The sequence below is a fragment of the Parabacteroides leei genome (genome assembly GCF_023369805.1).
Taxonomy (GTDB): Bacteria; Bacteroidota; Bacteroidia; order Bacteroidales; family Tannerellaceae; genus Parabacteroides; species Parabacteroides leei.
The window spans coordinates 43,261-55,620 of sequence record NZ_JAMBQG010000030.1; the positions used below are offsets into that span (position 1 = coordinate 43,261).

Annotated in this window: 10 protein-coding genes and 3 tRNA genes; 8 read left to right on the forward strand and 5 right to left on the reverse strand. The window is 41.0% G+C overall.

Annotated features, from left to right (window positions below; genetic code table 11):
• Positions 1-173: 173 nt before the first annotated feature.
• Positions 174-1,601: an SEFIR domain-containing protein gene (locus M1P97_RS25145; protein ID WP_249390506.1), complete on the forward strand. Its 1,428-nt coding sequence runs from the start codon at positions 174-176 to the stop codon at positions 1,599-1,601.
• A gap of 45 nt (positions 1,602-1,646) precedes the next feature.
• Here M1P97_RS25145 and M1P97_RS25150 read toward each other — a convergent pair whose 3' ends face one another.
• On the reverse strand, positions 1,647-2,864 hold the full coding sequence (locus M1P97_RS25150; protein ID WP_249390507.1) for a site-specific integrase: 1,218 nt from the start codon (positions 2,862-2,864) through the stop codon (positions 1,647-1,649).
• A 251-nt stretch (positions 2,865-3,115) separates the two neighbouring features.
• Positions 3,116-3,188 (reverse strand) — tRNA-Phe (locus tag M1P97_RS25155).
• A 188-nt stretch (positions 3,189-3,376) separates the two neighbouring features.
• On the opposite strand from M1P97_RS25155, the gene M1P97_RS25160 reads away from it, so the two are divergent.
• Positions 3,377-3,449: transfer RNA gene (locus tag M1P97_RS25160), tRNA-Pro, on the forward strand.
• A 212-nt stretch (positions 3,450-3,661) separates the two neighbouring features.
• Here M1P97_RS25160 and M1P97_RS25165 read toward each other — a convergent pair.
• A tRNA-Ser gene (locus M1P97_RS25165) sits at positions 3,662-3,748 on the reverse strand.
• A 145-nt stretch (positions 3,749-3,893) separates the two neighbouring features.
• On the opposite strand from M1P97_RS25165, the gene mltG reads away from it, so the two are divergent.
• The 5 genes from mltG to M1P97_RS25190 all read left to right on the forward strand — a co-directional run bounded on the left by mltG (position 3,894) and on the right by M1P97_RS25190 (position 8,502).
• Positions 3,894-4,937, forward strand: a complete 1,044-nt coding sequence (mltG, locus tag M1P97_RS25170; RefSeq protein ID WP_195375290.1) for an endolytic transglycosylase MltG — start codon at positions 3,894-3,896, stop codon at positions 4,935-4,937.
• A gap of 82 nt (positions 4,938-5,019) precedes the next feature.
• A complete protein-coding gene (locus M1P97_RS25175; protein WP_195375289.1) occupies positions 5,020-6,618 on the forward strand; it encodes a thiamine pyrophosphate-dependent enzyme in 1,599 nt (532 codons plus the stop codon).
• On the forward strand, positions 6,615-7,196 hold the full coding sequence (locus tag M1P97_RS25180) for an indolepyruvate oxidoreductase subunit beta (RefSeq protein ID WP_195375288.1): 582 nt from the start codon (positions 6,615-6,617) through the stop codon (positions 7,194-7,196). Before M1P97_RS25175 ends, M1P97_RS25180 begins: the two co-directional genes overlap by 4 nt.
• Positions 7,197-7,201: 5 nt before the next feature.
• On the forward strand, positions 7,202-7,708 hold the full coding sequence (locus M1P97_RS25185) for a TlpA family protein disulfide reductase (RefSeq protein ID WP_195375287.1): 507 nt from the start codon (positions 7,202-7,204) through the stop codon (positions 7,706-7,708).
• A gap of 5 nt (positions 7,709-7,713) precedes the next feature.
• Positions 7,714-8,502: a 4Fe-4S binding protein gene (locus tag M1P97_RS25190; protein ID WP_195375286.1), complete on the forward strand. Its 789-nt coding sequence runs from the start codon at positions 7,714-7,716 to the stop codon at positions 8,500-8,502.
• A 5-nt stretch (positions 8,503-8,507) separates the two neighbouring features.
• On the opposite strand, the gene M1P97_RS25195 is transcribed toward M1P97_RS25190, so the two are convergent.
• Positions 8,508-9,191, reverse strand: a complete 684-nt coding sequence (locus M1P97_RS25195) for a response regulator transcription factor (protein ID WP_195375285.1) — start codon at positions 9,189-9,191, stop codon at positions 8,508-8,510.
• Complete coding sequence (locus tag M1P97_RS25200; RefSeq protein WP_229058708.1) at positions 9,188-10,621, reverse strand: sensor histidine kinase; 1,434 nt, start codon at positions 10,619-10,621, stop codon at positions 9,188-9,190. Before M1P97_RS25200 ends, M1P97_RS25195 begins: the two co-directional genes overlap by 4 nt.
• A 134-nt stretch (positions 10,622-10,755) precedes the next feature.
• Here M1P97_RS25200 and M1P97_RS25205 point away from each other — a divergent pair, with 134 nt between their 5' ends.
• Positions 10,756-12,060, forward strand: a complete 1,305-nt coding sequence (locus M1P97_RS25205; RefSeq protein ID WP_249390508.1) for a retropepsin-like aspartic protease — start codon at positions 10,756-10,758, stop codon at positions 12,058-12,060.
• The last annotated feature ends 300 nt before the right edge of the window (positions 12,061-12,360 follow it).

The window sequence follows — 12,360 nt, forward strand, 5'->3', positions numbered from 1 at the left end:
TGAAGTATTGAAATATAGCTGTCTTGTTTTCTATATTGTTTGGTTGAAAGCCTGCAATCACGGTTTCTTGAAAACTGTGTTGCGGGCTTTGATTATTCAAAAGTTTAACCTTGTACTTCTAAATATATTTAATTGAATTTGTATCTTTGCTTCCATTTAACTTTGTAGTATTTATGGGAAATTCAATCAAATTATTTATTTCATATAGTTGGACTAACCAAGACCATGAAACTTGGGTGCTTAACCTTGCAAAAGAATTAGTCGAAAATGGAGTTCATGTTGTAATTGATAAATGGGACTTGAAAGAAGGACAAGATTCCTATTCTTTTATGGAAAAAATGGTTAGTGATACAGAAATTCAAAAGGTTTTAATTATTTCTGATAAGAAATATGCAGATAAAGCGAATGGAAGAGATGGGGGCGTTGGTACTGAAACACAAATAATTTCTGCTGAAGTTTATAAAAATAGGCAACAAGAAAAATTTGTTGCTGCTGTCGTTGAACGAGATGAAACTGGTGAAGCTTATCTGCCAGTATATTACAAATCAAGAATCTATATAGATTTTTGTGAGCCAGAAAATTATGCAGATAGTTTTGAAAAATTACTTCGTTGGATATATGATAAACCTTTATACAAACGTCCTCCTATAGGGAAACAACCTGCATTTCTTAATGAAAGAGATGATATTGCTTTGGGAACCTCATTTCTATCTAAAAGGGTGCTATTGGGATTGAAAGAAGCAAAACCGTATGTAAATGGTGCAATTGAAGAGTATTTGGTTACCCTCTCAACAAATATTGAAGCTTTGAGAATAGATTGTAAACCAGAAGAATATGACGATAAGCTGATTGAGAAAATAGATGCTTTTATACCTTATCGCAATGAATTTATTCAAATTTGCATTTCTGTTTGCCAATACTCTGATGATATAAAAGTTGATAAATTTTATCATTTCTTTGAAAAATTAATACCTTATTTTAAAAAACATGGAACTGGTAGCTTTTATGAACATGAGTTTGATGTCTTCAAGTTTATAGCTTATGAACTGTTTTTGTACTATGTCGCTATACTATTGAAATATGAAAAATTTATAGATTTGGATGAGTTTTTAGATAAACAATATATGGGAAGTGAAGATAGTTATGGCTATGATGTAGAGGGGTATTTGATATTCTATAATTATTTGAAGTCATTAGATTATAGAAATAGGCGGCTAAATTGCCGGAAATTGTCTTTGTTTGCAGATATAATAAAAGAAAGAGCAAAACATTTGAGTATTGATTTTTCTGATTTGATGCAAGCTGATTTTGTACTTTTTTTGAGGGCGGAACATTTAATACACAATGATTGGAGAAGATGGTATCCTCAAACATTGATATATTCGGAATATAGAAGAAAACCAATGGAAATTTTTTTTAGAGCTCAATCTAAGAAATATTTTGAAAAAATGAAATGCGCTATTGGTTTTGATGATGTACAAGAATTAAAATCTTTTATAGAAGAATATTATACAGAAAAAAGGGAGATTCCAAGGTGGCAGCATTGTTCTTTCAGTCCTAAAGGATTGGCTAATAGTGATAATTTATGTTCAAAAAGATAGAGGGGGGGAGAAGATGAATAATAGTTCTTCTTCCCCTTTGGATGTTTAGAGTGCAAGCTGTTCCTCGACGGCTTGCATATCCCTTAATATCGTTTGGTCTAATACCTTTGCGTAGTGCTGTGTCATTCGGGTGGATGAATGCCCCAGCATTTTAGCCACATTCGGCAGTGACACGTTGTTAGCCAGTGCGATAACCGATGCGAAACTATGGCGGGCTGTGTGCGTGGTCAGGTTCTTTTTGATACCGCACAGGTCGGCAATCTCTTTCAGGTAGCTGTTCATCTTCTGATTGCGGGGAACGGGCAGCAAAGTTCCTTTATCCATGCAGTAGGGGTTATCCTTATACTTTTCAAGTATCTGTTTGGGAATGCTCAAAAGCGGGATGTTACAGAGGTTGTTTGTCTTTTCACGGGGTTTCACTATCCACAGATTGCCGTTGCTGTCCTCTGAAATATGTTCGGGGCGCAGGTTATACACGTCTATGAATGCCAGTCCGGTATATACGCAAAAGATAAAAACATCCCGTACCAGTTCCAGCCGTTCAATCCTGAACTCTTTTTGCCATATCCGGTTTATCTCGGCTTGGCTTAGGAACTGTTTGTTTACCTCTACCTCGTGAAACTTGATTCCGGCAAACGGGTTCTTTGTCAGCCACTCGTTGGAAATGGCAAGGTTTATCACTTTCTTGAAGCATTTCATGTACCGGATAACGGTGTTCTGTGCGCAATGTTTCTCCGTCTTTAGGTATAAATCGAATTTACGCACCAGTTCCCCGTTTACCTCACGCAGTAGCATATCATCTACCTTGTAGTCACGTCTAACCAGTTCCATGAGATATTTAAGGCAGTTATCGTAACGTCTTACGGTAATATCGGCGTAGTCCGTCCCGATTAGCTTCCGGCAGTTGTCGTTATGCTCCTTGAACACATTGTATAATGTCTTGAAAGTCTCGTCCTTTCCCTGATAGCGGTTCACTATGGCACGTGCGGAGATAATCTTTCCCTCCAGTTCCAAGTCTTGGTAAATCTGATAGAATTTCACACGCAAGGCGTCAATGTAATGGTTAAGTTCTACGGAATTTCGGTCTTTGCCTGTCGATTTCTCTTTTTCCTGCGACCAAAGTGGGACTTTTACGCTCCGCTTTAGTTGAAGTTCCACATATAGGCGGTCATAAGTGACACGCACACGCACGGGTGCTTCCCCGTTTTTTAACAGTTTGCTACGCTTGATGAAGAACAACACGCTGAATCTTTTTCTTTCCATACGGCTCAATTTTTAATGATACAAAGTTAGGAAATCGAACCGGGAACCCTGTTGTGTAAAATAGCGCAACAAGCTGTAAAAGAATGAAGTAAATACCTCGTAGTGGAACATTTTGGGCTTTTAAAAACAGTCCCTTGAATAAGGACGTATAGTTTGCTCCAGTCCCACTAATTTTGCCTATTCTTGGAAATGAAAAATCCCCGAACTTCTTTGAAATTCAGGGATTTACATCGTTTTTCTTTCTTGAAAAGTGGTGCCACCAGGAATCGAACCGGGGACACAAGGATTTTCAGTCCTTTGCTCTACCAACTGAGCTATGGCACCGTTGTTTTGTTTAACGGGTGCAAAGGTAGGGAAAGTTTTGAATACTCCAAATCTTTTGAGAGAAAAATATCAAGAAATTTTAGAAAGTAAGTGCTCTGTTGTTTTTTTTTACTGTTTTCTGTAAAAAAAAATGCCAGAAATGTTTGCAAGTTCAAAATTAGTTGTACCTTTGCAGCCGTAATCAAAAACGGGATGTAGCACAGTTGGTAGCGCGCCACGTTCGGGACGTGGAGGTCGGAAGTTCGAGTCTTCTCATCCCGACTACAGATGAGGTAAATCAGATAATGGTTTACCTCTTTTTTTGTCTTTTCTGAAGCTGTTTTACATATATTCTTCCTGATAAAAAGTTTTGCCAATGCGATGGCAAAAGGTTTTATCCAGAACAAGATATGTTTTTAGATTTACTAAAAGTAAAGAATGAATGGTTTAAAAACAACAAAGGCTGTCAATTTTTCAATTAACAGCCTTTGGAGCGGAAGCGGGGGGATTCGAACCCCCGGTACCCTTACGAGTACGTCAGTTTAGCAAACTGGTGGTTTCAGCCACTCACCCACACTTCCATGTGTTCTGTGCTTCTTCCTTAGAATTGCGCTGCAAAGATAGAGGTATGTTTTTAAATAAACAAAGCTTTTTGCATCTATTTTCTAAGAAAAAGATGCTACTTTTGTTGCCGATTCTGATACTCAGGATTTTATTTGATAAAAAATGAATAAGAAAAAACAGTCGAAACGAAATATAATAGCGGGAATAGTCCTCTTTTTTGTCCTTTTGATGGTAGGTGTGGGGATTTGGGGCTATCGCCTGGCCTGGGCTCCGAACTTTGTGCCAAAGGAAACGGTGTATGTTTATGTAGGGAAGGATAAAAGCTTTACCGATTTATGCCGGCAACTGCAGGACTCTGCTGGTTGTCACCGGATAGGCAGTTTCAAGCAACTGGCTGGTATGCTGAAATACCAGGCAAATATGAAAACCGGACGGTATGCCGTATCACCCGGGATGAGTAATCTGGAGCTGCTGAATGATTTGCGGCGTGGGCATCAGGTGGCTATCCGTTTGATTTTTAATAATATTCGTTTTAAGGAAGACCTTGCTGAGCGAATGGATGAACAGTTGATGCTCGATAAGGAAGAGTTGTTATCCTTACTCAAGGACTCTGCTTATTGTGATTCTTTAGGATTTACAACGAAAACGATCATCTCTCTTTTCATTCCTAATACGTATGAGGTCTATTGGAATATTCCGGCAGATAAATTGATGCAACGCATGAAGCGGGAATATAAGGCCTTCTGGACGGATGCCCGCCTGGAAAAAGCGAAGGCGATTGGCCTGACTCCCGTAGAAGTGGCTACACTGGCTTCTATCGTGGAAGAAGAGACAGCAGCGTCTGATGAATATCCGATTGTTGCAGGTCTTTATCTGAACAGACTTCATCGGGGGATACCTTTACAGGCCGATCCGACAGTGAAGTTTGCTATCGGCGATTTTAGCTTACAGCGTATCCTGTTCGAACACCTAGGAATCGATTCTCCGTATAATACATACAAATATGCCGGATTGCCTCCCGGTCCTTTGCGCATCCCGACTATTAAAGGAATGGACAGCGTATTGAATTATATGAAGCATAATTATCTTTATATGTGTGCCAAAGAAGATTTTTCGGGGCGTCATAATTTTGCGGCGACATTGGCAGAACATAACCGTAACGCAAACCGGTACAGAGCTGAACTTAACAGGAGAAAGATTAGATAAGTTTTTTACTTTTTCTTTGTGGTAAAAGCTGTATCTTTGGCAGTTGGTATTACATAAAAATCAATTTAAGAAACAAATATACATGGAAAAACAACTATTCTTAGGGGATGAGGCCATTGCACAGGCTGCGATTGATGCCGGTATATCCGGTGTTTATGCCTATCCGGGTACTCCCTCAACTGAAATTACCGAGTATATACAAGGATCAGCTGTTGCGAAAGAGCGTGGGATACACAGCCGTTGGAGTGTAAATGAAAAAACAGCAATGGAAGCAGCATTAGGTATGAGTTATGCCGGAAAGCGTTCACTTTGCTGTATGAAACACGTAGGTTTGAATGTCGCTGCCGACTGTTTCATGAATGCAGGAATGAGCGGTATTAACGGGGGTATGATCATTATTACTGCTGACGACCCATCTATGCACTCTTCACAGAACGAACAAGATAATCGCGTATATGGTAACTTTGCTATGATCCCGATGTTGGAACCTTCCAGTCAGCAGGAAGCATACGATATGGTTTATGAAGGTTTCGAACTTTCTGAAAAACTGGGATATCCGATCCTGATGCGTATCACTACCCGTATGGCTCACTCTCGTGCTGGTGTAGTTACCCGTCCGATGAAGGATGAAAACCCCAAGAACTGTCCGGCAGACGGACGTCAGCGTTTTATTCTCCTTCCGGCTTTGGCTCGTAAACGTTTCAAAGTCTTATTGGAAGCTCAGAAACAGTTTGTCGATTCATCTGAAACATCAAAATACAACCAGTATTTCGATGGTCCTAATAAGGATCTCGGTATTATTACGACTGGTATTGCCTTCAACTATCTGTCTGAAAACTATCCGGACGGATTCGAACATCCGGTCTTGAAGATCAGTCAGTACCCTCTTCCCCGCAAACAGATGGAGAAACTAGTAAACGAATGCAAGGAAATCCTGGTATTGGAAGAAGGCTATCCGGTAGTAGAAGAACAACTGAAAGGATATATGGGAACAGGCATTAAGGTGCACGGCCGTCTGGACGGAACTTTGCAACGGGATGGCGAATTGACTCCGGATGCCGTAGGCAAAGCTCTGGGTAAAGATATTACCAGCTATTATGCTATTCCTGAAGTGGTGGAACAACGTCCGCCTGCATTGTGCCAGGGGTGCGGTCACCGTGATATGTATGAAGCTCTGAATGAAGTATTGGCTGAATATAACGAACCGAAAGTATTCGGTGATATCGGTTGTTATACGTTGGGAGCTTTGCCTCCGTTCCGTGCAATCGACACTTGTATTGATATGGGAGCTTCCATTACGATGGCGAAGGGTGCTGCCGACGCAGGTGTATTCCCGGCTGTGTCTGTAATAGGTGACTCTACTTTCACTCATTCCGGCATGACAGGATTGTTGGATTGTGTAAACGAAGAAACAAATATCACGATCGTGATTTCCGATAATGAAACAACGGCAATGACCGGCGGACAAGATTCGGCCGGAACAGGACGCCTGGAAGCTATTTGTGCCGGTATCGGTGTTGATCCGGCTCATATCCGTGTGATGATTCCGTTGAAGAAGAATTACGAAGAAATGAAAACGATTATCCGTGAAGAGATCGAATACAAGGGGGTATCCGTTCTGATCCCGCGTCGTGAATGTATTCAGACATTAACAAGAAAGAAAAAAGCAAGTAAGAAATGAGAGCAGATATTATATTGTCAGGTGTAGGAGGACAAGGTATCCTCTCTATTGCCGCCGTTATTGGAGAAGCCGCATTGAAAGAAGGTCTGTATATGAAGCAGGCTGAAGTACACGGAATGAGTCAACGTGGAGGCGATGTGCAGTCGAACCTGCGTTTATCTGACCAGCCGATCGCTTCCGACCTGATCCCCAAAGGACACGCCGACCTGATCATTTCATTGGAACCGATGGAAAGCCTTCGTTATCTTCCTTATCTGAAAAAAGAAGGATGGCTGGTTACTAACTCTCAACCGTTTGTAAATATCCCTAACTATCCGGACATCGACAAGGTGAACGAAGAACTGAATAAGTTGCCTTACAAGGTGATCCTGGACGTGGAAGCAATTGCGAAAGAGGTAGCTACCGTGCGTGCTGCCAATATAGTGATGCTGGGAGCTGCAGCTCCTTTTATCGGGATAGAATATAATAAGATAGAAGACGGTATTCGTCGTATTTTTGGCCGTAAAGGTGAAGAAGTGGTTGAAATGAACCTGAAAGCACTGAAAGCCGGCTATGATGTTGCCCAAAGTTTAAAATAAAGCGTATGAACAAGTACTTCTTAACCGCCATTCTAACTATCTTTGCTTTTATAGCCCGTGCACAAAGTGACGGCGATATCATAAAGGTAGGAGATCAAATGCCGGTATTTACCATCGTTTCCGATAACGGAGCGAAAATGTCGTCAGCAACATTGAAAGGAAAAGTTGTTCTGGTCAACTTCTTTGCAACCTGGTGTCCGCCTTGTCAGAAAGAACTGGCAGACGTGCAGCAGAAACTCTGGCCGAAGTATAAGGACAATAAGAACTTTCAGCTGTTGGTGATCGGTCGTGAACACACGGATGCTGAATTGGAAAAATACAATGAAAAGAAAGGATTTTCTTTCCCGTTGTATCCGGATAAGAACCGTGCAATCTTCGGAGCATTTGCAAAAAATCTGATTCCGCGTAGTTATTTGATAGGGAAAGATGGTAAAGTAATCTATGCCGGCAAAGGATACACGGAAGAGGAGTTTGCTGAATTGATGGAAAAGATCGAGACTGCTGTAAAATAAATAGTATGCAATATCAGAATATACATTTGATTTATTTTTCTCCGACACATACTTCGGCAAAGATAGCATACGCTATTGCCGAAGGGCTGGGAGGAGATACATTGTCAGAGTCGGATATCACGCATGAAGCGTTGAAAGAAACACTTCATATAGAAGATAACGAACTGGTTATTGTGGCTGTCCCTGTTTATGGCGGACGTGTTGCAGAAACGGCCATGGAGCGTATTCGTATGTTTCAGGGAGAAAAGACCCCGGTTATTCCGGTTGTCGTATATGGTAACCGCGACTACGAAGATGCTTTGAAGGAGTTGAGTGATGCATTGGTTGCTCAAGGCTTCGTACCTGTCAGTGCGGGGGCTTTTGTCGGTGAGCATTCTTTCAGCCGGAAAGATATGCCTATTGCTGCCGATCGCCCGGATAAGGAAGACTTGGTGAAGGCCTCTAAATTCGGTCATGAAACATTGATAAAACTGGATGTTGTATCAACTTTATCGGGATTACCATCATTGGAAATAAAAGGAAACTTCCCATATAAGGTGAAAGGACCTTCTACGCCACAGGCTCCTGTTACAGACGAAGAGTTGTGTACGCAATGTGAATATTGTATCGACGTATGTCCGGTGGCTGCTATCTCAATCGTAGACGACCGGATGTTCAGTGATCCTGCTCTTTGCATCAAGTGTTGTGCTTGCGTAAAGGAATGTCCTGAAGGGGCACGTACTTTTGATACTCCTTATACGGCTATGCTGCATAAGAACTTTAGTGCACGCCGCGAACCGGAATTGTTCGTTTGATCATTTTAAATAATCAGCTTATAGCCGATCCCCCGGAGATTTACAATCTGAACCGAGGGGTCGGCTTTTAGTTTTTTACGAAGCTTGGTAATGAATACATCCATACTGCGGGCATTGAAAAAAGAGTCATCACCCCATAGTCCCATCAGGACGGGTTTACGGTGTAGTACATCATTGGCATGTAGGCATAATAAGCGTAATATTTCTGCCTCCCGGTGAGATAATGTTTCGGTTTGGTCGCTGATCTGTAAGGTTTGATGTGGGTAATGGAAGGTATATTGCCCGATTGTAAACACTTCCTGGCTTTTGGGGTCGGAAATGGATATAGGACGGTTTAATAAAGCCTGGATGCGTACGATCAACTCTTCCATATCGAACGGTTTTTTCAGATAATCGTTTCCTCCCAGATGAAAACCGGTAACCAGATCATCCACCGATGAACGGGCTGTGAGGAAGAGTATCGGTGTCCGGGTGTCGATTTGGCGGATCATTTTGGTGAGCGTGAAGCCATCCATTTGGGGCATCATGACATCCAGTACCAGGATATCCGGTTTTTGTTTCTGATAGAGCTTTAACGCTTCGTTTCCGTGGGAAGCCAGCGTGATACGGAATTCGTGACGGCTTTCGAGGCTGTCTTTTATGATTTTTGCCAGTGCAATTTCATCTTCTGCCAATAGTATATGTATCATTTTTTGCCGGGTATTATAATAGTAAATGTGCTTCCTTCCTTTTCTCTGCTTTCGACGGTTATAGAGCCGTCGTGTCGTTCTACGATATCTTTCACATAGCTAAGGCCAAGGCCAAAACCTTTCACATCGTGGATGTTTCCTTTCGATACACGATAGAAACGTTCAAATATACGAGTCTGCTGCGTCGGAGAGATTCCAATGCCGTTGTCGGTGATGCAGACTTCAAGTTGGCCAGCTGTTTCACGGACCCGGACACTGATTTCGACAGTCGTTCCGGAATATTTGATCGCGTTATCCAGCAGGTTACTGATTACGTTTGTGAAATGTAGCTTATCGGCATAGACTTGTATATCTTTGGGAATTATCTCCATACTGAATCTTACAGGTTTATCAGCCTTCAGTTTGAATTGTTGTATCAGACTTTCTATGACAGACAGAGGTTGGAAACTCTCTTTTTGTAAGCGGAAATTCTTCCGTTCGTCTACGGCCATACTAAGTATTTTTTCCACAAGTCCGGATAAATGCTTTAGTTGTTGACGGCAAAGTGTGAAATATTCTTCCCGCGTTTCCTTTTGTTCCACGAAGTTGAATGTCTGTAAGGCGTCGATAGCTGAGTAGGTGATCGTAATCGGAGTCTTCAGTTCGTGTGTCATATTATTGACGAAGTCGTTTTTGATCTCCGCGATCGTTTTCTGTCTCAAAATGGTGCGGATCAGGTAGATATAGCAAGCAGTCGTTATGATGATCAACAGAAAGGATGCGAGAAACATAGGTCCCATTTGTTTGAGTACGGCTTGTGATGGAGCAATTATAAAACCTTGTAAGCCAATACTGTCGTCTATATTTAATCCGGCTTTATGGGTAGGCAGCAGATCGGTCGGGTTTTGGTCGTCCGGCAAAGACGAGGCCAGAAGCGTATCTGTTCCTAATGTAAAATCGATGAAATGTGAATTGTATATACCTCCGGTTTCGAGAAGCGATGACCATATACTATCGACCTGTACGACATCGACAGGTGAAAGGCGGTTGATCGCTTGCCATATACCTTTAAATGCAGTTCTCATTATAGGTGTATTTTCCGGCTTGAATGCTTGAAATACCACACTGTCATTCTGGTTTTGTGTTTGAAGTTTTGTGCGCGAATAAACTTGTCGTGGTTTTTGTTTGGAAGCTGCATGTGAAGTACTGTCCAGAGAGAAACCGAATTCTATTTCTCCGTGAGGCGCATTGGTTGCCGTATCTTTTTTTAGCGCATCCATGCGAAATGTAAGATCCTCATTTATGGCCTGCTGTAATGTCTCGTTGATTGTTCTTTGGAAATGTTGTTTTTCAATCTTGTAACTGTTCCACAACCAATAACCCTGGAAAAAGAATATTCCCAGAACTGATAAAGAAACGAAAATCAATATGAGGCGCATTTGTAATTTCATATTACAAATATAATCTGATTTTATCTCCGCTCATTCTGGTGGTAACACTAAATAACAGTAGATTGCAAAGTGCTAACTATTGTCGTCTGCTATTTGGCTTATATTTGTCATATCTTATTAATCAAAGAAAGAATATGAAGACATTTGTAGCCTTATTGTTTTTCTCCGTGTCATTTTTTCAATCGGTTAAAGCTCAGGAAGCCGATTGGCAAATTGGGGATTTAATCAATCAATCCGACTGGTTCAGGCTGGAAGAAGAATATCCGAAAGTGTCCGGACAACTTCAGTCTGTTGCGATAAAAGCTTTGTCGGAAGTGATGATCGGTACTTATTTTAATAAGCCGGTTGAGACGATAGATCTGATCGATTCGTTATTGGAACATCACCAGGAGGATTTGGGTTTCCCGAACGTCAGTAGTTTGGTTGCTCTTCGTTCAAAAATGCTGGGTGAAATAGGACAGTATAAAGAGAGCGCAGATCGTTTATATGATTTTTTACGTCAAATAGAAGCTTTTGCTAAGAGAGAGGATTTCCCTTCTCATCAGCAATTGGCAGATTATTATAATACTTTGCGCAATGAAGCCGCTCCTGTTGTTGACAGGCCGAATAAAGAGACGGAAATACCCATGGCAATCGAAGAAGCCGGCCGTGGTGTTTTAATGTTTGTTCCTGTACAGATACACGGAAAAACGTATAAATTTATTTTTGATACAGGGGCGGGAAGTACTTTTGTTTCCAAAATGTATGCGGATGAAATAGGCATTTGTGTTATCCGTGATTCGATTAATATTACAGGGGCTTTTGCTACGGGTACCGGCAAGTCTGGAATTTTAGATAGTATGATGATCGGTGATATTGCATTTAAAAATGCGATCATAACGATTGCGGATCCCAATCCGGCAGTAGATACCGTCTATCAGGTAGATGCTGTATTGGGTACTGATTTTATGCGATTGGTTGGAGAAGTAAATATATTTCCACAAGAAAAAAAGATTTGCTTTCCGGTTAATCGGCATTCGCTTCCGGAAACCGGAAGGAATATGTGGATGTATGATGGTGGTTTGCGCTTGAAAGTGTTTTCAGGAGAAGAGCGGTTGCGTTTTGTTTTTGATACAGGAAATGTAAGAGCAGATATGTTTTATCCGTATTATCAAAAACATAAGGAATGGATTGATAAAGAAGGAGTAAATGAAACAATTACCGGTGGTGGGTTCGGTGGTGTGCGAAGTCTGGAAGTTCTCCGTTTGTCATCAATACCGATGCGTATAGGATCTACCTCTTTTGAAATGAAAGATATTCAGGTGGAATATGAACCACCCACGGAGATGTCTTTTCAGAATGGTGAAGATGGTTCGTTAGGAATGGATTTTATTAATTTATTTCAGCGGGTTATAATTAATTTTGATGATATGTTTTTAGAATTAGACGGAAAGGATTGATTGAGACAATTATAATAGTATCTCATTTTTTTCCTGCCGACTTATTCGTTTGATATATATCAAATGAATAAATGACATATGTGTTCCTTTCGTTTGATGATTGTATATTATTCGTTTGATAATTGTCAAAAGAAAGAAAGTAAGGGATGTCCTGTCCTAAAAAAAGTTGACAACCCCCCAAAGTAAACTTATGTCAGAATCGGGACATGTAGGTTGTATCCGTTGTTTTTCCTTTTTGACAGTATTCTCTATTACGCCCGTACATTATATTACAAAGCCTTTGAGGGAAAAATAATTAAA

Bases quoted from the DNA above. Each gene is read 5' to 3' on its own strand.
- M1P97_RS25145 (WP_249390506.1), top strand. From the start codon at position 174: ATGGGAAATTCAATCAAATTATTTATTTCATATAGTTGGACTAACCAA.
- M1P97_RS25150 (WP_249390507.1), bottom strand. From the start codon at position 2,864: ATGGAAAGAAAAAGATTCAGCGTGTTGTTCTTCATCAAGCGTAGCAAA.
- mltG (WP_195375290.1), top strand. From the start codon at position 3,894: ATGAATAAGAAAAAACAGTCGAAACGAAATATAATAGCGGGAATAGTC.
- M1P97_RS25175 (WP_195375289.1), top strand. From the start codon at position 5,020: ATGGAAAAACAACTATTCTTAGGGGATGAGGCCATTGCACAGGCTGCG.
- M1P97_RS25180 (WP_195375288.1), top strand. From the start codon at position 6,615: ATGAGAGCAGATATTATATTGTCAGGTGTAGGAGGACAAGGTATCCTC.
- M1P97_RS25185 (WP_195375287.1), top strand. From the start codon at position 7,202: ATGAACAAGTACTTCTTAACCGCCATTCTAACTATCTTTGCTTTTATA.
- M1P97_RS25190 (WP_195375286.1), top strand. From the start codon at position 7,714: ATGCAATATCAGAATATACATTTGATTTATTTTTCTCCGACACATACT.
- M1P97_RS25195 (WP_195375285.1), bottom strand. From the start codon at position 9,191: ATGATACATATACTATTGGCAGAAGATGAAATTGCACTGGCAAAAATC.
- M1P97_RS25200 (WP_229058708.1), bottom strand. From the start codon at position 10,621: ATGAAATTACAAATGCGCCTCATATTGATTTTCGTTTCTTTATCAGTT.
- M1P97_RS25205 (WP_249390508.1), top strand. From the start codon at position 10,756: ATGAAGACATTTGTAGCCTTATTGTTTTTCTCCGTGTCATTTTTTCAA.